11 protein-coding genes and 1 riboswitch are annotated in these 24855 nt (G+C 47.4%); of the genes, 5 read left to right on the plus strand and 6 right to left on the minus strand.

Translation table 11 applies throughout. The features are described from left to right. Positions 1-51: 51 nt before the first annotated feature. Positions 52-153: riboswitch (TPP riboswitch) on the minus strand. A gap of 404 nt (positions 154-557) precedes the next feature. The 3 genes from M1Q06_RS12995 to M1Q06_RS13005 form a co-directional block, all read right to left on the minus strand. Further along, positions 558-1670, minus strand: a complete 1113-nt coding sequence (locus M1Q06_RS12995; protein ID WP_434399902.1) for a S1C family serine protease — start codon at positions 1668-1670, stop codon at positions 558-560. 182 nt (positions 1671-1852) lie between these two features. Beyond that, complete coding sequence (locus M1Q06_RS13000) at positions 1853-3862, minus strand: acyltransferase family protein (RefSeq protein ID WP_434399903.1); 2010 nt, start codon at positions 3860-3862, stop codon at positions 1853-1855. Positions 3863-4073: 211 nt separating this feature from the next. Continuing rightward, the gene (locus M1Q06_RS13005; protein WP_434399904.1) at positions 4074-7574 is read right to left on the minus strand and encodes a DUF6359 domain-containing protein; all 3501 of its coding nucleotides are present in this window, start codon (positions 7572-7574) and stop codon (positions 4074-4076) included. Positions 7575-7944: 370 nt separating this feature from the next. On the opposite strand from M1Q06_RS13005, the gene murJ reads away from it, so the two are divergent. From murJ to M1Q06_RS13025, 4 genes are read left to right on the plus strand one after another with little or no spacing between them, the layout of a single operon-like run. Continuing rightward, positions 7945-9471, plus strand: a complete 1527-nt coding sequence (gene murJ / locus M1Q06_RS13010; protein ID WP_434399905.1) for a murein biosynthesis integral membrane protein MurJ — start codon at positions 7945-7947, stop codon at positions 9469-9471. Positions 9472-9486: 15 nt separating this feature from the next. Continuing rightward, entirely contained in the window at positions 9487-10365 is an 879-nt protein-coding gene (locus M1Q06_RS13015; protein WP_434399906.1) for a PIG-L deacetylase family protein, read from the plus strand. A gap of 24 nt (positions 10366-10389) precedes the next feature. After that, complete coding sequence (locus M1Q06_RS13020; protein WP_434399907.1) at positions 10390-11853, plus strand: O-antigen ligase family protein; 1464 nt, start codon at positions 10390-10392, stop codon at positions 11851-11853. Continuing rightward, positions 11850-12854 (plus strand): GNAT family N-acetyltransferase, encoded by a 1005-nt coding sequence (locus M1Q06_RS13025; protein ID WP_434399908.1) that lies wholly within the window; start codon positions 11850-11852, stop codon positions 12852-12854. The genes M1Q06_RS13020 and M1Q06_RS13025 overlap by 4 nt, the downstream gene beginning before the upstream one ends. A 1095-nt stretch (positions 12855-13949) precedes the next feature. Here the strand turns inward: M1Q06_RS13025 and M1Q06_RS13030 are convergent. Beyond that, the gene (locus M1Q06_RS13030; protein ID WP_434399909.1) at positions 13950-15059 is read right to left on the minus strand and encodes a bifunctional metallophosphatase/5'-nucleotidase; all 1110 of its coding nucleotides are present in this window, start codon (positions 15057-15059) and stop codon (positions 13950-13952) included. Between the two features lie 518 nt (positions 15060-15577). Between M1Q06_RS13030 and M1Q06_RS13035 the strand changes: the two genes are divergently transcribed. Continuing rightward, positions 15578-16936: a hypothetical protein gene (locus M1Q06_RS13035; protein ID WP_434399910.1), complete on the plus strand. Its 1359-nt coding sequence runs from the start codon at positions 15578-15580 to the stop codon at positions 16934-16936. Positions 16937-17015: 79 nt separating this feature from the next. Here M1Q06_RS13035 and M1Q06_RS13040 read toward each other — a convergent pair whose 3' ends face one another. Next, positions 17016-19490, minus strand: coding sequence for a cell wall-binding repeat-containing protein (locus tag M1Q06_RS13040; RefSeq protein ID WP_434399911.1), 2475 nt, complete (start codon positions 19488-19490; stop codon positions 17016-17018). A gap of 359 nt (positions 19491-19849) precedes the next feature. Then, complete coding sequence (locus tag M1Q06_RS13045) at positions 19850-24538, minus strand: cell wall-binding repeat-containing protein (RefSeq protein WP_434399912.1); 4689 nt, start codon at positions 24536-24538, stop codon at positions 19850-19852. Positions 24539-24855: the final 317 nt, after the last annotated feature.

Consider the following 24855-nt stretch of genomic DNA (forward strand, 5'->3'; position numbering starts at 1 on the left):
TCCCAGGTAAGGAAGCGGCGATAAAGGTCAGCTGAAGAAATTGGAGAAAGGCTCACAATTCGCCCACTTCCCTACGCTGGTATAATCCAGATCAGGTTCAAAGGGTCCGAACTCTTGTCCGTCTCAGCCAACATGGCTCCCCTAGTGGAATAGCGATATTTTTTATTGTCGGCAATAGAATACCATAACTGGCTTTTGAATTCAAAACTTTTTGAAATTAAGGTTTTTTTGGAATGCATAATGCGAGAGATTGGGTTTGCCAAATATGTGATTAGGTTAGTCATTTTGTTGACTTCGTCCGTTTTAATCCATTTTCTTAGAAGTCATCATTTTATGCATATGAAATTTAATGGGCTATGTAATTCATTGTCATTTCAAATATAGAGCTGTAGTGGAAGGGGCTGACGCCGGAGGGATCGCGCGGGACTGGCGAGACCTATATGGCATAGCCATAAGGGCTCGACGCCCGCCCCTCGGCAAGCATGCCCCTGCAACGTAAGCTCATCCACACTTAATTCCTTCACAAAAAAAAAAGAACCTCCATAACTGAAGGCCCTTTATCGTTCTTCCACATATTCAATCTGATAATCCCCGTACTCATCAATCACGACAGTGTAACGGCGGCGGTGGTCGATCGTTCCGGTCTCGCCGTTTGCTTCATGGTAATTGAACACAGCGCCTGCTTCCACATATGCGGCATCGCCTTCAATCTCGACGGAAGTGACTTCCGGCACGACCGAATCATACACGCGGCCCTCTGTTGAATACTCTTGTATAACACTGTCGACTTCTTCAACTGCCTGGCTTCCCGGTACTAAATACGAAGAATAATAATTCAGTTGCTCATCATTCATGGAATACGGCAGCAAGTCATAATAGGCTTCGATGAAACTCTCCAGCAACGCTTCATCAAAATAGGCATCCTTCACGGACGGTTCGACCAATTGCGACTCGGGAAGCGGTTCCGGATTATTCGCCCAGCTATCCAACATTTCCTTTTTCAAGTACAGCGGGATCGTGTAGCCGATTTCGGGATTGTCCTCGAGCATGACCGAATTGATGCCGAGCACTTTGCCGGTGCTTGCATCCAAAAGCGGCCCGCCGCTCGAGCCTTGCTTGATCAAGGCATTCATTTCATAGAGATCCGTATAGACGAACATTTCCGAAAAATCGACGCCGGTATCGGTAATTTCCCCTTCGGTCGCAGTGTTCGCTGCGTTCTCCGGGCTGCCGATAGCGATGACCGGCGTTCCGATATCGACCGGTTCCATTTCCTGCTCGAGCGGCTCTTTTCCTGCGAGGTCCTCGACACGGACCAGCGCCAGATCTTCATCAAGCGATATGCCGATCACTTTGCCTGCGAACTCCTGGCCGTCGCTATTGACGAGTGCAATAAAGGTCGCATCGCGCACCACATGGGCATTCGTCAAGATATCGCCTTGGTCATTGTACAAAAAGCCGGAGCCTTGCTCGAAATCGGTATAGATCGTGTAGACATGCGTCTTCGCATTCGCGATCATCACCGCTTTTTCCTGAGCGGCCGTATCAACCGGTGAATCCGCCTGCTCGGTTTCAGCTGATGGCGGTGCTTCTGTATCTGTCCCTCCGCAAGCCGCGAGGATCATCGCTGACAGGAAAATCATCAGCCAGTGCATCATCCGTTTGTCCATAGTCTCAACCCGCTTCCGTTAATGTGCATTCATTATAGCAAGCCATAATTGAAAAAGGAACGGGAAAGGACACTGAAATAGAGGGAATGTAGTTCCATTGCACGCCCGGCATTGAATGTCCGGAATCAGAAAAGCTGCCTTAGCGCACTGCTTTCGCAGCAGCCAAGGCAGCTTTCAATCCATTATTTTTCTTGAGCTTCCAATGCTTCTAGCAATGGCTTTTCGAAGACCGGAGCGAACGTTCTGGAAAAAGTCGCTGTCAGATGGTTGCTGTCGAAATGCGTGACGACGTTTCCGACGACATAATAACAGGATTCCTGGTCACAAAAATAATCAGTCAGGTCGATCGTGTTAGTAGTTTCCGGCATATAGTCCACTTCTTCTAAAGGACTCGGGTCCCGGATGACATCCTCACGGTCGGATTTACAATTTTCCGGATTATCCGGATTTTCACTTAGGCACGTCAACACGTTTTGATCGTACCAAGGCGTATCACGCACGAGGAATAGCGGAACTTCGTGCTGCTCGAAAAACTTCCAAGCTTCAACAAATCCATCCGAAACTTCATCGAAATCTTCTTTCGAGCTCCCTACATTCCCTACCGTGAAAATCAGATCAGGTTTTTCATTAATTAATGCCTCTTTTACATTTTGGAACCAGACATCGCATTCTTCAAAACCTTTTCTGCTCTCTTCCGTAAATCGGCAATTGCCTTTTAAATAAGTGACAATCTTTAGATCATGGGCATCGGCTAGTTCCGCAAGCATCGGCTGCCAATGGGCGGCATGTGATCCCCCGACCAACGCGATCGTATGGCTGTAATCGGTCAATGCCCCGTACTCACACGGCTCGGCTTCTGTCGTTCCCTTGCCGGACAAGCAGCCATCTTCATATATTTCAGATCGATCCTGCTTCACGAAGTCCAAGCTCGGCAGGAAGGATTCCTCAAATTCCGCAGGAGGCGTTAGGCGGCCGTCTTCCAAATAAGTGACGGCACCTGGGTGCGTCTCGAAACTTTCGCTGAGCAACTCGGAACTGACGGGCGGTCCCGCCAAGTAAGTTTCTTGATAAGCGATGGTCGAGACCCAAATGGCGGCAGAGAAGACCGCAATAATGCTGGCGGTTTTCCAGACCGGGAACTGGATTTTCCGGATCGGCAACTCGAAACCGTAAATCGTAAAGTAAGCAAAAATCGTTGCTACAGCGATAATCGCCAATCCGCCCTGGAGCGAAACCGATTCGACGTCAAATAGCGCATAGTAGAAAATCAGCAATGGCCAATGCCATAAATAGAAGGCGTAGGAAATGCTTCCGAACTTGACGAGCGGCTTCCAACTAAGCAGTTGGAAAGCTGAATAGTTCGTTGAATTATTCCCCGCGATGATGATCAGAACGGCTGAAAGCACCGGCCATAGCGCAGCATAGCCCGGGAATAGCTCTGACACTTGAAGGATGATCCCGCAGCTGATGAGCCCGATTAAGCCCATCCAGCCGAATAGCCAGGCCACACGGCTCGAGACGACAAGCTTGTGGATTGTCAATGCGACCAAGCCGCCAATCCCAAACTCCCATACACGAGTGAATGTATGGTAATAGGCCACTGGCTGATTGGCTGCGGTCAAGTAGACCGAATAGCTGAATGATGCCAAGGCAAGCACGGCAATCAATACCGTCAGCATGCGTTTCATATTATTTCCTGAAATCAGCTTCAGCACCGAGATGGCCACAAAGAAGACGACAAGCCATACCAGATAAAACTGGAACTGAATACTCAGCGCCCAGAAATGCTGAAACGGCGAGGCGCTATTGTTCTGTGCTAAATAATCCACCGAATCCATCGCAAGCCGCCAATTCTGGAAGTAGGAAACGGAAGCTAAAAATTCATTGACATTCTGCTGTTTCGTAAATGGGGGCAATATGTACAGGCTTGCAATCAAGACGGTAATCCCGATTAACCAAGCCGTCGGCAATAAACGTTTTAATAGTTTTACAATATAGGAAAAGTATAAAATCCGGCCATTTTTTCGGTACATCGAAAGCAATGAAGTCGTGATCAAAAATCCGGATACGACAAAAAATACATCGACTCCGCCTGATACGCGATTAAACCATATATGATAGATCGCAACCAATAATGCAGCGATTGTGCGTATGCCTTCTAGTTCCGGCCGGATACGTCTTTCAGTCTCCATAAAAATTTACAGCTCCTTGCATTTTCATAAATCACACAAATTTTATATTAGCATATTCTTCCTTTTAAATCATAAATCATGACAATTATTTTCACTATTTCATGATAAGACAATCAAGTAATTCTTCTTTCAAGGCACAATTCTAGTTCTTCCTATTTAAAAAAACTGCCGAATTCCCAGCAGATACTGGGTTTCCGGCAGTTTTCCCTTGTTACTTTTTGCTTTTCTTCAGTTGCCCTTTGTTTGTGATGACTGTGTAGTTGCCGAATTCGTTCACTTCAAGCGTGAATGTTTCTCCGTTCAAGTCACCTTGGATGATTTTCCATTTGCCTTTGTCATCCTGGCGTGCGCCGAACTGGACTTTGACATCCGGGTTCGTCAGGAAGTTCAATTCCATCGGTTCACTGAGTGTCAAGCCAAGTTCTTCGCCGTCCGCTCCAAGTACAGCGATATCAAGCTGGTCGCTGAGTGCCGGGCGCTTATCGACTTGCTCTGCGTCATCGACTGCTAGGGCAAGCGTCATTTCCGCCCCGGCCGCTTCGGCCAATTGCTGAAGGTTGGCCGCTGTGAACGTAAAGTTCGCTTGTTCCAATTGAACCGTCAAATCCTTGCCGCTTTCAAGAAGTTCATCGATTGTGCCTTCTGTGAATGTGATGTCGAGTGTTCCGTCTTCATCGAATTCACCGGCTGTGATGACTGCTTCTTCACCTGACAAATCAGGATCCGCTTGCTGCTCGCCTGGTACTTGCGGTTTGTCGAAAGTGATTTGAGCAAGTAGTGGGTCATGATCCGATGCACGCCCGTGTTCTTCCATGAACATCGAGTTGATGTGGACCATATCAAGTTCTGTGTTATCCGCCAAGTTGTTCGTCACCAGCAAGTGATCAAGTACTTGCGAGTTGCCTTGGTAGTAATAAGAGAAACGGTCTTCTTCCGGCACATCGTTGACTTTGTTCGTCAAGATGTCGCCTTCTAGTGCATCAAGTGCCGGTGTGAATTCGAAATCGTTCATATCGCCAGTGACGACGACATTGAGTTCCGGATTGATTTCCAGGCCTTCTGCAATGAATCCGTTGATGGCTTTCGCCAATTCAATGCGTTCGATTTCAGACGTGAACTGCGGCGGCTGGTTTTGACCGAACAAGCTTTGGTCCCCGCCTTTTGAGTTCAAGTGAGTAGCGATAACGACGATTTCTTCGCCTTGGAATTCAAATTGTGCTGCTAGTGGCTTGCGTGTGTTTGGCATTGCAATCGGCTGGACGCGTCCTGGATTCAATTCAAGATCCCCTGAATCTGTCCACGAGTTGTTTTCAGTAGATGTTCCTTTTGTACCTTCTGACAACTCAACGCGGTCTGGATTGTATAAGAAGCCGACGCGGATGTTGCCGCCTGGCTGTCCGCCGTCCTGGTTGTATTCCGGGGCAATATCTGTCCAAGCGTATTTAGGCCCGCCTGCTGCTTGGATGTCTGCGATGAGACGCTCATAAGAAGCCGATGCATCACTATTTTCAGATCCTTCAGGCCCATCATTGTCCTGTACTTCGACCATCGCGATGATGTCCGGTGAGTTCAAGTCGTTGACGAATGATTCTGCGATGCGTTGTGCTTTTTCATCCGATGTGTGATTCGGGTCTGCAGAGAAGTTCTCGACGTTATACGTGGAAACCGTCAATTTATCGTCTGCGTTCTCGATCCATGTCTGTTCCGGCTGTGTTCCGCCGTCTACGATTTCCGGTACGTCCGTTTCGTCCGTCCAGATCTGGTAGTTGCCGAATCCGTATCCGAGAACGCCGACTGGTGCTTCAGCGAATGTGTCTCCGGCTTTTGCGACGACGCCGTCACCTGTTGTAACGGTGATACGTTCCGGGTTGAAATCGTCTTCCTCAAGAAGAATTCCGCCTTGCTTGTGGAATTCGTTGTTAGTCGCATTTTTCGATACGACAAATACTTCGCCATAATCTTGTGGGCCGACGATTTGTGCATCGGCCACGCCGACACGCATCAATTCAAGCGCTTCCCAGAAATCGATGCCGTCTTCTTCCGGCTGGAATTCTGTCAAGCCGTCGTTTTCGATGTTTTGAGTCGGCGGGAACACGTCTTCGCCGATAACGATCGGTTCAGGTAGTGCCGCCGTTCCAGCTTTCACGACATCCGTTGAACGGATGCGTGTGAGCGGCAAATCGTTGTCGCGCATATCGGAATAGCCTTTATAGAACCATTCTTCGACCGTACCTGCGACTGTTACGACATCCCCAACTGCAAAGTCGCTTGATGCAGATGAACGGTTGACGATGATCGCTTCTGACGTTTTCCAGTTGCCGTCACCTTCTGTATCTTGGATGACGAAGTTTGCGCCGTTATAGAAATGTGTGATGACGCCTGTCACTTCATTGACAGCTACATCTTCATATTTCGAGTAATGTCCTTGCCCTTGGATGTCGCGGATTTTCAAGTCCTCTGATTTCAGGACCGTGTAATCAAATGAAAATACTTCCGATGTTTCGCCTGTCACTGCGATCGCTTTGATCACTGTATCTTGTGTCAGGACGATCGGCTCAGCGTAAACTGCGCTGTCCGTTGTCGGCTCTGACCCGTCTAACGTGTAATAGATCGTTGCATTGTCCAAGCCGCTTGCGAGCGTGATTTCAGTTCCTTCCGAGACGACGCCCGGGAAGATGTCTGTGTAAACAGCCGGCTTGTTGACGAGCTCGAAGCTGTCGAAGCCGAGCGTTTTCACTTGGTACGTTTCGTTATATTTCGAAGCGATGCCTGAAAGATAGATCAAGTCGCCTTCTTTGTATTGTTTTGTGAAATCTTCGAACGTCAAGCCATTGCGGTTGTCGTTGCGGACGACGACTTGCTCGCCATTTTCCGCCACTGCCGTGAACTCGAACGTTCCATAATTGTTAACGGCTTTCAAGTTAGTGATTTCGACGCGTTCGATCGAAATGCGTTCGCCTTGAGTCTCTTCATTGACGCCTGCCGGTGAAATCAACTGTGCTTCCGGCAATTCATTTCCAGAAGACACGACTTCTACTGTGTTCGGCTGCAATTGAAGCTCGCCGCTGTATTCAGAAACGGTACCTTCCAGACGGACGATGTCGCCCGGCGATACAGTTGAGCTAGATGTATAGACGTAGATGCCTGCTGTGTCATCTTGCACGTAAAAAGCGTTGCCGCCCCAGAAGCCTGTTCCAGTTGTCACAGTCGCTTCCACGGAAATCAATCCTTCAGAGTAGCGTGCTTCCTGGACATTGTCTACAGGTGTAGCGGTTGGAGGTGCTTCGCCTTCAGACAGGATTGTGAATGCTGAAGCTGAACGTAAACCAGGAACTGTGAAATAAGCTCCAAGCGTTCCGCTGATCGTTACTTCTGCTTTATAGTTAGCTGGGTTATCCATCAAGTTCAAGCCCGAACGGATGGACCCTGATGGCAATTGAACCGGCAGGATTTTCGCCGGGTCTGTTTCATCCGGTGAATCTGCCAATCCTAAGTTGGTTGCTGAAGTAAAGGGAGCTTCCTGATCATAATTGGTGCCGCTAGTTGCGGTGCCAACGATAAACCCTTTCACCGTTGCTGTTCCTGTATTGTTTTCAATGGCTTCTGCAACTGAAATGGTTTCTGCTGCTTCGGCTGTCGCCATATATGGCAAGGCAGCTGATAAAGCCAGTAAGAGACTCAAAAAGATCTTGCTGAACGCGCTTTTTGTCACAAACTTTCACTCCTCTGATAATTTATTGTCATACGAAACCAGTATACTAAAAATTTGTAAGCGCTTTATTAATAAATTGTAAATTCTAACTATTTATACCCAAATTGTTCATCCTTTTTCCTTTTTTATCCTGTAAAATAGTCTTTAAATTCGCTTTCTTCTTGAAATTTTACTATCGGTAATTCCTTAGACTCATCCCCTTTCCAGATGTGAATTTTTCCGCAACATAATCGGCTTAGGGACGTCTAAATAGAGAGGTTTCGTGATAAGATAGGGAAATGGAATTGGGAGATTATTGCTCCTATATATAAGGAAAGAATTTGGTTTCGCTTTTCACCGCTAAACCATTTGAAGAAAGTAGGATTTTGTTTTGGGCAGAAAACTCGCTATTACCGGAATTTTGTTTGTCATTGCGTCACTGTTTTTGAAAGTTTCTGGGCTTCTCCGGGATATGGTTATTGCCTATCAATTCGGTGATTCCTATCAATCTGCTGCGTATTTCGCTGCATTCGCTTTGGCAAATACCTTTATTTTATTTTTTACTACCGGCATGAAGAACGCTTTTGTGCCAAGTTTCATCCATGCACAGGCGGATGGCAAAGGCTATCATCATTTTTCACAGATCATCCGCGGGACGATGGTGCTCGGATTGATTGTTTCCGCTCTCGGTGCATTGGCATCGCCATTGCTGCTACCTTTGCTATTTCAATTTCCTAACCTTCAGCCCGACGTGCGAGCTGAAGCGATTGAATTGAGTGTTGCTTTAGCTATTATCTTCTTTATAGCTGTTTTTCTCGTGTCGTTAAACTCGGTCTATGAGGCCTATCTTGATGCAGAAAACAAATTTTCATTGTCGGTTATTTCACAGATCATTGTTATCGGCAGCACCATTCTTAGTACTTTATTGTTTGCAGACGAAATCGGCGCCTACTCAATGGCGTTTGGATATTTGGCCGGTGCGTTGTTATCGTATATCGCCAAACGACTCTGGTTCGTCCCTAAAGCCAGCCATAAAGTAATCGGCAAACTCGATTGGGAAGAAATCAAGCCCTTTTCAATCATTTTCATCCCGGTCGCCATTACGGTTATGGTCGGCCAAGTCAACTTGACAATCGACAATATCTTTGCGAGTTCGTTCAGTGATTCAGCAGTCAACTACGTTAACTACGCCAAGAACATCGTCCACTTCCCGCAAGCGATTATTGGCGTAACCATCGGGACGATTATTTTCCCGATTTTGTCGAAAGCCATTGCTAATGCCAATGAGAAAAGCTTCAAGCAAGGTATCGAATACGGCTTGATGTTGACGCTTTTGGTTTTGCTGCCTGCTGTTGCGGGAATGATGTGGCTGATGCAAGATCTCATCACGATCGTCTACGAACGCGGTGCTTTTACAGCGGACGCGACGGCAGCCACTGCAAATGTCGGCTATCTGTACCTGGGATCGGTATTGTTCTTCAGTTTGCAGAACATCTTGAACAAAGCTTTCTATTCAAAAAAGCAAGGCCATGTCATTTTGCGCATTTCCTTATTCTCCATCGCGCTCAATGTCGCATTGAACTTCCTGTTCATCGCATTGCTTGACTCGTATTTGGCGATTCCACTCGCTTCGTCCGTGATGGCGCTCGTTTATTTTGCGCTCAACTGGGTCGTCTTTAACCGGACGCAAGGCAAACTCAACTCCCGCTTTATCGTTAAAGACGCGGCCAAAATCTTTGCGGCGACCGCTGTGATGCTGTTGGCTTTATGGCTCGCTTCAGGAATTCTCGAGGATCTCAATATCTATATCCGCTTCGGTCTGACCGCGATCATCGGCGCCATTGTCTACGTCATCGCGGCGCTGGCCTTGAAAACGGAGATTGCCCGCTTCCTCATTAGCAAGCTTAGAAAATCATAAGGAGTTTTTTGCATTATGAAACAGGCATTAATGAAAAACGCTGCGCCGGTGCTGAATCCGGCAATTAAAACGTCCTTGAAACGCTTTTACAAAGCCAATAAACCGCTCACTCCGCTTGAACCGGCAAAGCGTGTATTGGTATTTGCGCCACATATCGACGATGAAACGATCGGACTCGGAGGGACCATCCGCCGCTATGCCGATGCCGGCACACACATCACCATCGCCATCATCACCGACGGCAAAAACAGCAACGCCGCTCCGGTTGAAGCCGATGCCTTGGCCGAAACGCGCAAACAGGAATTGCGGTCGATCCAGGATCTGCTCGGCTTTACGGATGTCCGTTACCTTGATTATCCCGACAGCGAAATCAAACATGTTGCATCAAGCGAACGTTTTGGTGAGCTGATTGATGAAATCCGTCCTGATACCCTCTATACCACGAGCTTGATCGATGCCCATCCGGATCACGTGTACAGCGCGCATTTGGTGGCCGATGCACTTAAGCACACGGCCCATCAGCCGGAAATCGTCCGCGAATATGAGATTAATTGCCCTGTGCCGCCAGAGGAAATCAATTGTATTATGGACATTACCGATCAGTTTCCGCTCAAGCAGCGGGCAACCGAGGCTTTCAAGAGCCAAGTCATCGCATTCGATGGATTTTTGGCGCTCGCTGAAATCAAAGCTGCACAGACAAACGATGCACAAGCACGCTACGTAGAGACCTTCATCGAAAACACACCGCAACAATTTATCCAGGCGGCAGATCACTTGAAGACGCAAGACCGCCAATATGAAAAGCATTTCAAGCAAGCGAATCGCACCGTCACTTTGTGGTGGGCGATCTTCAAGAATTTGAAGTTGAAAAAGGCGATTTATCAAAGCCGCTAATTATAAATGCATTTGGAGGATATTATGAACTTTTTTAAGAACGATAACGAAAAATGGTTTTGGCTCATCGCCTTGATCGCCATCATGCTAATAGGTTACACAGAGCTCGCCATCATCGGCTATGCCCTGACAGTTGTGTTGTTCGCCTATGCGTTCATCAATCCGAAACACGGCATCTTGCTGCTGTTCGTTTACATCCCGGTCCGTGAGTTCATCACGCAATACAATCCAGGCCTTAACTATTTAACCGAAGCACTCGTATTCGGTGCGTTGTTGCAGGTCTTCTGGATGAACCGCAAATCGATCGGGAAGTTATTCCGTTTCAAGAATTTCGAATACGCCTATTTCGCTTTTCTGGCAATCGGCTCTATTTCCGCACTCATCACCGGCATCAGCCCGGTCCTGATTGCGATGACTTTACGCCAATTCCTGCTCTTTTACCTTGTCTATTACATCGTCTATCGCCTCGGAATCACCCGCAAGGATTTGGTCAATCTCGTCTGGATCTTCGTCTGGACGGCAATCCTAGTCATCATCCAGGCAATGGCTGAAAAATTGTCCATCCGCAACTTCTTCCTGCCTGAGTCATGGCAGGCGATGGCCTTGTCGGCGAAAAACCGCGTGCGCATCTACGGCATGCTCGGCAACCCGAACGTGCTCGGTATCTACTTGATGTTCGCGTTCATCGCGTTCTATTATGCGAAGAATAAATTAAAAGAATTCAACCCGCGCTATATGGATATCTTGAATGTACTGTTGGTGGGCATCCTTGTCTTGACGTATTCACGCGGCACATGGTTAGGCTTCCTGATCGCTGCCGCCGCATTCTTGATCATGACGCGCAAAATGAGCATACTCATCGACTTCGTGAAATACACGGCGATTGCACTCGTCCTTGTCGTGCTGCCATTGAATTTATTGACCAATTTCATTGAAAGCACCGATGTCGGCAGCGAGAAAGTCACCAATATCCAGCAATTCGATGTCGGTGGCGAGTCGGGCTTCCGTGACCGCATCGGCAGCACGTTCAGTGAAGATACCGTCACCGGCAGCCAAAGTTCGGGCCGTTTGTTCATTGTCAAAACCGGCTTTGAAGTATTCAAGGACCATCCGATCATCGGTACGGGCTTTGCGACGTTCGGCGATTCGACCACCCTTTCGAACGGTTCGCCGATCTATGATGAATACGAAATCGGCCACAAGTTCTATTCCGATAACCAATATATCCAAATCATCGTCCAAACCGGCGTACTCGGCGTCATCGCCTTTGCTGCTTTCTTATTGATGATGCTTTGGCGTTACGCGAAGAAGCATAAAGAAAGCTATCTGTATTCACTGACCGCCAGCATCTTGCTCGGCGCGTATTTCATGGGTCTCGTCTACAACCTATGGGAATCCGATATTTTCGGCCTCGCGTTCTTCGCGCTTCTTGCGGCCGCGTCACGCCGCGAAGATTTCGGACTGCAGGATGACGGTGAAACATTATGATTCGCCTGTACCAGCCGGGTGATGAGCTCGGCATCAATGCTCTTTATGAAAAAGTATTTGGGAAAAGACGGTCTCTTGCTGAATGGCAATGGAAATTCGAGACCTTTCCGGAGAGCGCCACGATCGTCGTTTCTGAAGAAGACGGCCAGATTAACGGACATGCCGCTTTCTTGAAGCTCACAGCCCGACACCAAGGCAAAGAACTGGCTCTTGGCGAACGGGTTGACATCATGGTCGATCCGGAAGCGCAGGGCCGCGGCATCTACAAGCAAATCGTTTCCCGCATGATCCAGGAATGTGAAGCCGAAGGGCTCGATATCCTGTACGGCTTCCCCGCTGAAACGGCAAAGCAAGTGTTCATGAAAGTGGCCGGCGGCAAGGATCTCGGGAACGTTCCGCGCTTCCTTGCAGTCAATAAACCAGGAGCTTTGCTTGCGGCTAAAGTCAGCAAGTTAAAAGCGATCCAGTCGCCAGTCGACAAAGCATTTTCTGTGAGTGTCCCGAAAAAGAGCACGCATCGATTGCGTGAACTTGGCGACCGTTTGGCAGTAGCGGAAATGTTGTACGGCCGCTTTGAAAACCAGTACCCCCTTCATGCCAAGCGCAACGATGGCTATATCCAACGGCGCTTCCTTGACCATCCGACGAAGGATTACCAAGTGTATACCTTGGAGCAGAATGGCTATGCAGAAGGCTATTGCGTGTTGCATGAGGAAACGAAAGATAATGGCGTCACGTTCACCACGATTGTCGATTTGTTCGGACCGAACGATGAAGCGATCATTGCGGATCAATTGAAGGCCATCCGCCGCCATACAAAAGCGGATGCGCTCAATTGCTGGGCAGTGCCGGACAGCCCGCGCTACCGTGCACTGAAGAAAGCCGGCTTTTTCCATATCAATAGTCCGATGCCGTTTGTCATCAAGGATTTCACCGGCACGGGTTCCTATGACGAGCTGGCTGACTGGCATTTGTCGCAGTCGGATGTTGATTCGTATTAACGCTTGCCCTTCTTCCGGGATTCCGGGAGGAGGGCTTTTTTTTGAGTCTGGAAATGAAGGCGGAGCTTGGATAGCAGATAGCGAGGGTTTGCTTGTGGAATTGTTGCGATGTTCTATTTGTTCGTCATGTTAGTAGTCGCCGCCTTGCTTTGGGTTGGCCTTTGGCACTAAGACAGGAAGAGCGCCTGTCTTACTGCGTCGGCTCACCCTTGGCGCCGGCTGGCTGAGAGATTTCATTGGACGAATACTGTTTAAGCTGTCCTGCTTCTTTATTCAATTGCCGGCTAGTGGGGGAATCGCTTCCCGGGACAAGTTTGAAAAAGATAGTGAGGGTTTGCGTGTTAAACAGTTTCGATATTCGATTCGATCTTCATTTTGCTATTCGCCGCCTTGCTTTGGGTTGGCCTTTGGCAGTGAGCCAGGAAGAGCACCTGTCTTACTGCGTCGGCTCACCCTTGACGCCGGCTGGCTGAGAGATTTCATTATTGTAGATTGTTTAATCGGATCTGCTTCTTTAGATAATTGCCGGCTAGTGGGGGAATCGCTTCCCAGGATGAAGCATCAGAACATGGTGTTAAATCGAAAAGCTTTCGGTGAAATCAGCACTCTTGATTGCCTTGTCTTTGATACATGTGATACGACCTACAAAGCTTGAAGCATTTCCACATTTTCTATTGAGTGGACAGAAGAAATTTCCTTCCTCTCTAAAACTAGAGACGGAGTGTAAGGGGGCTGACGCCTGTGGGACCGCGCGGGCTGGCGAGACAAACGTGCCGCTCTCTTTGGCACGTTGGCTCAACACCCGCCCCATACTCGGGCAGCTGAAAACGCGACGTCCTGTCGCATCAGCTGCATGACCCGCATCCTGCGGGCCCCAAGCAGCCCCCTGCAACGTAGTCGAAAAGTGGAAGCTTTTCCAATCTCTTCTTTCTATCTAACAGTTCTTGTCGCATCAGAAGCATGACCTATTGCCTGCATGACCCTGCAACGCAGTCGAAAAGCGGAAACTTTTCTACTCTCTCCTTTTAATTCCATACTTCCCACCCCATCAAAAAACAGGCACCCATTCATTGCGAATGGGTGCCTGTTCTCTATTCACTCGATAAACGCTTCATATGTATCCAGTTCGCCGGCTTTGATGACATGTCCGATAAAGTCTTCGTAGCTGACGATGCCGAGTGCTGTGGCTTCATCGAACAGTTCCTGCACGCGTGCTGTGTCCGGATGGATGTCTGCGTTTTTGGTCGGGTGCAGTTTGCCGGAATGGCTGGCGATCTTGCCTTCTTCATCGAAAACGACGTTCAGTTCACCGAGGTTGGTGTCGTATTCGCCAGTCTGTACGACCAATGTGTCGCCGATTTGGTTCGGCGGGTTGGTTGTGACATGCGAGTGGCCACCGATAATGACGTCGATGCCTGGTACTTCTTTCGCCAATGTGCGATCATGGCCGACGCCGATATGGGTCAGCGCCACGATTTTATCGATGCCGATCGCTTCGAAATGGGCGACGGCTTGTTTGGCCGCTTCGGTGTAATCTGCGAATGAAACATCGCCAGGAACGGTCACCACTTCATTGTAATGTGTGATGCCGAATATCCCGACCTGCTCGTCGCCGACTGTTTGCACGAAACCTTTATTGATGCGGCCGTCCACCGGCTCGTCTGTGTAGCTATAGTCTGCAAAGGGCTCAAGGAATTGATCTTGCGAGAAGTCAACGTTGGCACCAAGCACCGGATGCGACGCGTTTCTAACGTAGGTGCTGAGCGAGCCGTGGTCGATGACGCCTTCGCCTAGGTCAAACTCATGATTGCCGAGCACCATCCCATCATAATCGAGGTGGTTCATGAATACCGCATTTGCGAGTGAATCCTGCGCTTTCCGCCCGATTTCCCAAGATGTCACATCCCCTGCCGACAATAAAAGATGATGGGTGCTGGCTTCGCGGATGTCTTCAATCAGTGAAGCGCGCCGTGAGATATTATCCATCACGGTATGGGTATCGTTTGTGTGGATTAAGGTCAGCTCGAACGGTTCGGGTTCTACGGGTTCCGGAGATTCATCTGATTCAGCACCTGACGAAGCTGTTTTGTTTCGCTCCGGTGCTTCAGCGTCCCCGAGACCTTCACTTTGATCTTTTTGCGGCCACATGAGGAATGCGGTAAAGCCGACCATGATTGCCGCTAAGAGTGTCACGATTTTTCGCATAGTTGTCACGTCCATTTCCCTAAAAAATCTCTATGCACAGTCTACTATAGAATATAGGGAAAATACGCAATCTCATGGATTCTTAACCATTTCTTCACCCTTCTTTAATATTCCTCAACAATAAATGAGCCTCATGCATTTCATCCTCCCGTAACCATGCACTGAGTTGTGACATTCATTGTCTAGCTCGATCGCTTAGCGGGAAAAATGCCATGGGCTACTAAATTACATGCTGTTTATCCTATATTTGGGTGTATGGGAATTAATGACCTGATTTTCATTTATTTATTTTATTTTCTATTTTAGTTTATAATAGAGATATGATTGAAATAGAAAGGATTTTTTTTGTGAAGCTTAAAAAGCGAGCGATTTGGTTCAGTCTTTTTGTGTGTTTTGGTTTGGTACTTATTGCGTACGCCCCTTTTACATCAGGGAGTGAATTCCAAGTTACGGCAGACGGAGAAGACCTATCAAGCACTGATACTGAACAATTACATATAGAAGATATTTATCAAGAAGTGATTTCATATAATGTCTTGGATCGAGAACAGAATAAAGCCGAAATCACGTTAACTACACGGGAATTCCCAAACGGAGATACGATGGTTTACCTTGAAGCGGAAACAGATGGCTATCTTGAACCGATCGATTTCCAACTGCCCCTTAGCGGTGAAAGCGACTTGGAGTATTTAGAAGAGCAGACGGTTCCCGAATTGTATCCACACCGGAAAGAACGGAAACTTGAAGACCCCTTATCTACAACACTTAAATATATGGAAAATGAAATGAATAGTGCACTCATTGGCACATCTGTTTATTATAATGATATTTCCCACACTTACGAAAATGGCCAATTAAGCCGCGTCGTTGAATTCCAACGGGAAGCGGATACCTTGGATATCAGTGAAGAGGGATGGAAAGTGACGATTGAGTTCACTCCTGGTGAAGAAAAATTCTCAACCTGGCTCATGATATCAGAAGAGCCATTGATTAGCAGCAAAGAACAATTTGAACAAGTCCATAAAATCGCTGCAGATGAATTCCGTTGGATTACACCCGATACATTGTGGTCACATGGATTGAACGCCATCTTCCCTAAAACCGATCGTGCCTTCGTCCGCTCCCTCGTCAGGCAAAGCGGCCGGGCTAGTGCAGTCATGTTGGAGACAAACCCTTCCCGTATTTGGGAAAATATCAATCGCCACCAATTCGCGGCACTGGAAGTCTCGCGAAACGAAGATGGCTTGTGGCATAGCGACTACACCAGCACTTGGCTTGAACGCGCTTATGACATAGGCCCTGAATACATCGATACGAGGCATAACGACAATATTTTCCGGGCACAATTAAAACGCGCTGAACAATTGGGCTATGAGGCTTATGCGCAAGAGCGCGCCGTTTATGCTGATTTTCTAATCGAGATGTCTGAAGCGGGCTATACGATTCCTCAAGGCCCCGGTTATTATTTAATGGATTATTTTGATATGCAGCATGATACCCACAGCTCCTTGAATCATGCACTCAGCTTGATGAATTACCAATACGATGCCTATCTTCATCTTGGAGACGAGAAATACCTGGAGAATGCGGAAGCTCAATTTTCCGCTCTTCTCCATACCGGCACCGGTTGGGTGGATGAGGAAAACACGATCATTTACCAAATGCGGCCGGATGGCACGATGAGCGGCCAGGATTATAACCTGGTTACTTATTATGATTTGCTTTACACCAAAAAACTTCGAAACGAACTTGAGCTCCCCGCTTCAGAAACACTCGATTATTTGATTGAAGTGAAAGAGCAGAACTTGCAAAATAAGGATATTGCTATTGAAGGCACTTTTGAAAATGTCGAAGAGTTCGTGGGATTAATCGAATAAAAATAAAAACGGAGCTTCCATTTTAAATGGGAGCTCCGTTTTTGTGAATCCGGTTAAAGCCTGATAATGAGGCGCAAATTTATTCTTGGTGCAAAGCTTTCACAACTTCTGGTGATACTGCCAAAGTTCCGCCTGTCGTGAACACTGTGCCATAGTAATGGGCTCTTGTTTCAACGGCTTCGTTTACGCTGTCTTGTTTCACAAGAAGCATAGGCGCATCATAAGCTGCTGCGAGGACGTTTCCAGTCAAAGCATCCGGGAAGTTCTGGCCGTTTGCAGCCAAGCCTTCTACAGCATTTTCAAACAATTGTTCCGCTACAGCAAGTGAAGTCAAGTAACGGTTTGCGCCGCTGACGCGTGTAGCGTTCGGCAACGAGTCTGCTACATCTTCGGAAACAGCTAAAGTTCCGCCGATTACAGTAGTCGTTTCGTATTCTTCAAGCTCTGCTTCAATGACAGCCGGGACGCTATCCGGGCGCGTCAACAAGATCGGCTTGTCGTTAACCGCTGCGTAAGATCCCGCTGATAGTGCATCCGGGAAGTCCATTCCGCTTACGACAACCGCGTCAGTAGCATCAGTTACCAATTCATCGGCAATTGCTACAGCTGTTTCGTAGCGTGTTTTTCCGCCGACTCTATCTACTTCCAGTCCCAAATCGCCCAACTGGTCAGCAACATCTTCTGAAACAGCCAAGCTACCGCCCAATACGATCGCTTTCGTTGCACCCAAGCGCTCGATTTCTTCGACTACCGCGCTTGGCAATGAACCAGAACGCGTCAATAGCACCGGTGCGTCTTCCTGGTCAGCCAAAGGTGCTGCTGTTAAAGCATCTGCATACTGGTCGCCGCGAGCGATGACAACCGTGTCAGCAGAATCCCAGCCTTGTTTCGATACAGCAATCGCTGTGTCATAGCGGCTTTCGCCTGACAAGCGCACTTGGTTGATGCGGCGCTCTTCGTAAGGCTCTACGCCTTCGTCAGCAAATGATTGTGCGTGCTCTTCGAACATTTCCCAGTCCGTGAATCCTGGCTCTGTGACACGGCCATCTTCGTAAGCTTTTCCAAACGATTCAAAACCATCGCCGCCTTTAGCAGTGAAGGAGTTCGTTGCAACTGTATAGGTTTCTTCAAGATCCAATTCATCGTAATAATCCCCTGTGTCTACGAACACTGATAAGACGCGATCGCCGGCTGGCGCTTTGCCGTCATAGTTGAAGAACATGCCGGATACGTGAAGGAATCCGCCGTTTTCCTCAGGGAATAGACGAACGCTGTGTTCGAGCGCATCTTTGATTTCCTGGCCAGTGACTTCCATGATCGCCAAGGCATTGCCGAATGGCAAGACTGTCAATACTTCACCGTAAGTAATCGGCCCTTCGTCGATAGAAGCACGGATGCCTCCGCCGTTTTGAAGTGCGATTGTCGTATTAGGGTTGATTTCTTTCGCTTTTGCGAGCATGCCATCCGTGATGAAGTTTCCGAGGTTCGTTTCGCTTGCACGGATTCCGAACTCTCCGCGCGTGCCGTTCAAGAAGACATTCGCTTCAACGCCGATTTCCGTTTCTTTCAGTTCTTCCACTTCTTCTTTATAAGATGCAAGTCTTTCTACTGCTCCAGCATCCGCTTCTACTGTTGACTTGTCTCCAGTATCGTGTAACTCTCCAGCAAACTCTGTGACGTTCCCTTCTTCATCGAAAGTTACATCCAGTTGGCCAAGGAATTTACCGTATTCATTTGCTTGGACAATTACAGTATCTTCCACTACTGCCGGAGGTTTAATTCCTGTATGCGTATGTCCGCCGACGATGACATCGATGCCATCCACTTCTGCAGCTAGCGTGCGGTCGTTGTCGACTGCTGCGTTGTCATCGTAGCCGATGTGCGTCAAAGCGACGATTTTGTTGACGCCTTGCGCATCAAACCACTCTACTGCTTCATTCGCCGCATCGATATAATCCGAGAATGTTACATCGTTCGGGCTTGAGATGTCTACTGTTTCAGCAGTTGTCAAACCGAAGATGCCGACTTCCTCGCCGTTCACTTCTTGCACAACACCGCTGTAGATTTGTCCGTTAGCAGCCGTTTTCGTAAACGCTTCGTCCGCTACAAGCGGTGACATATTAGCGTCGCCTGAGAAATCAACGTTTGCCCCAAGCATCGGGAAATCTGCCCCACCGACGAATTCAGCAAGCGCCTGGTGTCCTTCTTCACTTGAACCAAGGTCGAATTCATGGTTACCGAATACCATAGCATCGTATTCCATGTAGTTCATGAGATCCAAATCTGCTTGCCCTTGGAATGTGTTGAAATACAATGTACCTGAGAAGACATCGCCCGCATCAAGCAATAGGTTGTTCGCATTCTCCGCACGGAGTTGCTTGATCAATGTTGCGCGTTTCGGCGCGTTGTCCAGGTTCGCGTGCGTGTCATTCGTGTGCATGATCGTTAACTCGAAATCGCCTTCAGCTGCCTCCGCTTTTTGCGAATCGTAGATCCCGACGACTGTCAAAGCCAGTGTCGTCGCCATTACAGAAGTGAAAATCTTTTTCGGCATTTCTACACCATCCTATCAATTTTTTTTGACGAACGTCTCTCAGGGCTGTATCTTTCTGACTATGTATGAAGACGTTTGTCCCTATTACCCATGATACTACAAAAGATTTAGAAGGTAAGTAAAATTTTGATAAATATTTCGAAAACGTTTACATTTTTTCAGATTGGAATAAATTTATTGAATTAATTCCATATAAAGGAAAAATAACATAGCACTTTTAACAGGTAAATCCGGTTACGTTTCCACTTCAGTTTCTTTTATGTGATGAGTTTCTACTATTATAATAGTGGTTCCATGACTGCTCCCAATAAAGCAAAAACAAAAGCGGAGCGCCTTTAGGCACTCCGCTTTCATAGGTCTTACTTATTGTTCAAATACTCGTCCAATTGCTTTAGGATTTCATCGGATACTGCTTGCGATCCACCGATCACTTTCGCGTATTCGACGCCATTCTTCTGCAAGTGTTCGCCAAGTTCTGCTGGTACGGATTTTCCTACCAAGTAAACGCCAGTGTCATGTTTCGCTGCCAGCGCGCCGCCTGCTAGAGCATCCGCAAACGCTGTGCCTGTCGCAATGTACACTGTATCAGTAGGGCTGCCGAAGTATTTCGCCACTTCAAGGGAAGTTTCATAGCGGTTAGAGCCCTTGATGCGGAACGAATTCGGAAGTTCAGATGCTGCTTGTTCGCTGATCGCTTGAGTACCACCGATGATCAAGCTGCTTTCCGCTCCCATTTTCACCAATGCCGCTTTTGTAGCATTCGGAATAGATCCTTCGCGTGCCAATAGGATTGGTGTGCCTTCAGAACCTGCATAGCTTGCTACGCTAAGTGCATCCGGGAAGTTCTCGCCGCTTACTACGATAGCAGATTCAGATTTACCGAATTTCTCAGCGATCTTAGCTGCAGTCTCATAACGGCTTGCCCCGCTGATGCGTTCCACTTCAATGCCGTCAGATTTCAATTGCTTCACGACATCATCAGAAATGGCAATTGTTCCACCCAGGACTTGAACTTTCTTCGCGCCTAGACGCTTGATTTCATCATATGTTTCAGATGGCAATTTCGCTGTGCGAGTCAGAAGAAGCGGTGCATCTTGTTGCTTCGCAAGCGGTACGCCCGCTAGTGCATCTGCATAGTTATCCCCACGTGCAAGGACGACTGTTTCTGAAGAATCCCATCCTTCTTTGCTCAACTCAACAGCTGTGTCATAACGGCTTACACCGGAAATGCGCTCAGCGCGTAGTTCAGAGTCAGAACGGTCGATCTTCACTTCTTTTTCGATCTTGTTGCCAGCTGCGTCTTCTGCAACTACCATGAACGTGTTAACGCCAGGTGCCAAGTCGACTTTAGCTGTAACTGTTTTGCTGATTGGATCAGCTACTTTCAATTCATCGTAGACATCTTGATTGTACAATACGTCTCCATCAAGTGATAGTTTCACCATGTTGAAGTTATCTTTCACCGTAATGTCGAATTCCACTGATTCCTCATCTTGGTCAACAACGCCAGGAGCGTCGATCGCAAGCGTCGGATTCACTGTATCCACAAAGATTGGGCGAATGATCGAAGATGTGTTGCCGTTGTAATCCGTTGCTTCGAACTTCACATCTTGGCGGCCAGTTTCAAGTTCGATAGTTGTATCGAACGCGAAGCCTTTATCCGTTTCAGTGAAATCAACTTCTTTGCCGTTCACTTTCAAGGCCTTCAAGTTTTCTTCGACTACATACCCTTTGACCGGTACAGTATTCGTTCCATAAATGTTAAGAGCCGCTGGGCCGTTATCATCAACGTAGATGACTGGTTTCACAGTGTCATCTGCATTCGAGATGGCATAGCCAGCATTGAATGCATGGTCATAAACATTCACTTGAATCAAGTCAGCTTCTGAAGCAACCAAGCCAAACTCATCCAGGTCGATAACCGTTTCATCTGCATCGAAGTAGCCTTTTGCAGGCAAGCGCTCGTTGTCAACATCTACTGAGAAGAATGCAACACCTACTCCTTTATCAGACAAGGAAACTTCCAATGTATTGTCATCTTCATTTACAGTGACAGAAGCTTCCGGTGCAGTTGTATCGATGTAAACCGGCAATGATTTGCTCTGCCAATCTGCTTCTTCGTAGTCAACTTTCGCTTTGTACTCGTATTCGTACAAGCCGTCTGCTGCTACTTCACCCTTCACTTTGCCGTCCCAAGCACGTGCTTGAACATTGCTTAGGAATGTTCCAGATCCGCCGTTAAAGTAGTTTTTACGGACGTCTTTCTCGATGTTGACCGTACGGACTTTCTCGCCTTCTGCATTTAAGATATTTGTTTGCAGCTCATCCGCGTTACGGAGCAGCGTGATGTTGCCGTTGATCTTATCGTTCAATCCGTCGCCATTTGGAGATACTGGGTAAACCCATTCGCCGTCAACTTCCACTAGGTCGTAATAGTGTTTGTTGTCTTCTTCGTCGACTGTCGTATCGTCAGCGTCTTTAACTCCGAATGCGTCATAATAAGCCTGGTAGAAATGCGGCTCATCCTTTTCTTCGACTCCGAAGGAATCAATGATGTCCGGACGGTCCCATTCGCCGTAGAAGCTGATGTATGGCAAGACCAAATCAGGATTCGACGATCCTTCTTCAGCTGTCAATTTCACGAAGCCTTCTACGAAGACATCTTCTTCAAGCGCTTTTGTGATTGCGTTTCCGTCTTTATCAAGTCCAGGCACTTTGCCTTCGCTGATATCGACTGTTACTTTCACATCGACTGTTCCATTAGCAGGTACAGTCACTGTTTCAGGAGCAGTAACTTTCGCTCCTTCAAGAGCACCTGATTGCAGCAAGTTGGACGTGACAGCTCCATTTTCCTGGAACATATCGACTAGCACTGAAGTGTCAACGGAATACGTTGCTGCTTCATTGGACAAGTTTTCAGCTTTCAATGTGAACGAGAATGAATCGCCAGTGAAGTCTTTGACGTTTACTTTCGCTTCGTTCGTCGCTTTTTCAGTCATAATAACTGGCGTAGTGACAGCGCCGTTAAGCTGCATCATGCCTGCGCCTTGGCGGCGAGGAGAGATTGTGTCGCCGGATTTTCCGTGCGTGATGTCAGCAGTGTTTAGTAGCAATACTTTTGCAAGGCGAGTACGTTCTTCTAATGAAAGATTTTTGAACTCGTCATGGTTTTTCAAGTATTGTTGGACAAGCGCCGCTCCGCCCGCAACGTGTGGAGCTGCCATTGACGTTCCGCTCATTACGCCGTATTTGTCGTTTTCAAGCGTCGACAAAATGTTTCCGCCTGGTGCAGACAATTCCGGTTTGAACTCAAGGTCCGGCGTTACGCCCCATGAAGTGAAGTCTGTTGCACGGCCTACTTCAGGTCCTTCTTCTACAGCTGTTTGTTCAACATCTGCGCCAAGTTCGCCGTCTTCAGCAAGTGCTGCTTCAAGCTCCAAGCCGTCTTCTCTTGTAATCTTCATGAACGGAATATCCCAGCCGCCTTGGTCTTTATAGAATATTGGGCTGTCAGAGTTATAAACAATGATTCCTGCTGCTCCAGCTGCTGCTGCCCAGGTTGTTTTATCAGCGAATGTATGTGCTCCGCGTTCGACAACAACGACTTTCCCTTCTACATCGATGCCTTCATAGTCTGAAGCAGCACCTAATGCACTTTGATTCCCAGTCAACTCTTTCAAGGAGACGACTTCAATGTCATCGCCTTGCACTTCAAAATCCGTCCAGTCATCCACGCCGAATCCTTCTACCGTGAACTCATCGAACTCCACTTCATGTGTATAGTGGTTGACGACATTTCCTGTAGCCGCGACTTGGATTGTATCTTTGTTAAGTCCTGGAGATCCAACCAAACCGTAGTCTGGGTTATCGTAATGCGGGTTATCGTAGCCGTAGCCGATATGCCCCGAGTTACCTGCAGATACAGCCGAAACGATTCCGTTGTTAACAGCGTTTGTGATAGCTTTATCTTCTGCGCTGTCAGCGTCATAGAATGATGAAGTTGAACCGAGGCTCATGTTCAATACATCCGCTCCAAGTTTCACTGCATCGTCGATCGCTGCCAAGTAAATATCAGAGAACGTTGACGGGAAGTTGACGTCATTCGAGAATACTTTCATGCCGAGGATCTGAGACTCAGGAGCTACACCTTTCAAGCCGCCTTCGCTTTCGTCTCCGTTAGCGCCCACTGTTCCTGCAACGTGCATGCCGTGCATGGAAGCACCTGGGCCATCGTCTTGGATTTCAGCGTTTTTATCGTAATAGTTATAAGCGTAAGGAACTTTAACGTTTTGATAAGCGCCTTTCAAGCCGTCTTTGGAGATAAGCCCTTCAACATCAGATTTCGTCAAATCAACTTTTGAGTCGTCTGTGATATTGAAATCTTTATGTTCAGGATCGATTCCTGTATCGATTACCGCAACGACCATGCCTTCACCTTGGAACTTGCTGTCTGCCCATACTTGACGCGACTGGATGAAGTCGTGGCTCGTCGTCATATCCGGCTTAGCTTCTGGTCTTTCGTACTCGTTTGCAATATATACGTTCTTAACGTTCGGCAAGTCTTTGATCTTCTCAACGTCGCTGAATTTCACAACACCGCTGAAGCCATTGAATGCCGTCGTATATTCATATTGGGAATTTAGTTCAACGCCTTCGGAAGAAATGGATTTCTTCACGCTTGAATGCGTTTTCACCAATTGAGTTTCAATCTGCTCTTTTTCTGCTTTAGCGAGCGTTTTGTATTGGACGCCTTTTGCAGATGCCACTTCAACTGCTGACTGTCCTTCAATTTCAATAATAACGCGAACTTCTTCGTTCGGGTCTAATGCATCTTTTTGGACCATGTCAGGACTTTCCTGTTTCTTAAGCTGCTTGATCAGCTCTGCTTTTTCGTTAGAAAGAACGTTGATTGCCTGCAGATCTTGCTCACTGGCTTTCTCTTTCTCGCCAGATGTAGCACTTGCAGTCATAACGCCGTTACTTGCAACTAAACCTGCGATCATAGCAACAGATACAAACTTTTTCCAAGTCTTTGAACCGTTTTGCACAATGTAGCCTCCCCTAATGTTTTTTCGAGGAAATTCACCCTATGTATGTTTCCCACTTATGTACGTATTTCCTCACAGATAAAATAGTAACAATAGTCATACAATTATGTCAATGTGTTATTTGAATATTCTTGTGAATTGAATTAATGGAATTTAATAGAAATCATATAAGCATAAAAGATGACTAATAGGACAATATATTCCTGCGAATTGCATGTGCATAAGGAACCTTTTCGAAAAAATAAATTTTCGAGTTACGAATAATATTAGGTATTTATATCTATATTTAACGTTTTTATTTTTACCTATTTGTATTT

The sequence above is a fragment of the Planococcus sp. 11815 genome (genome assembly GCF_051096385.1).
GTDB classification, from domain to species: Bacteria; Bacillota; Bacilli; order Bacillales_A; family Planococcaceae; genus Planococcus; species Planococcus citreus.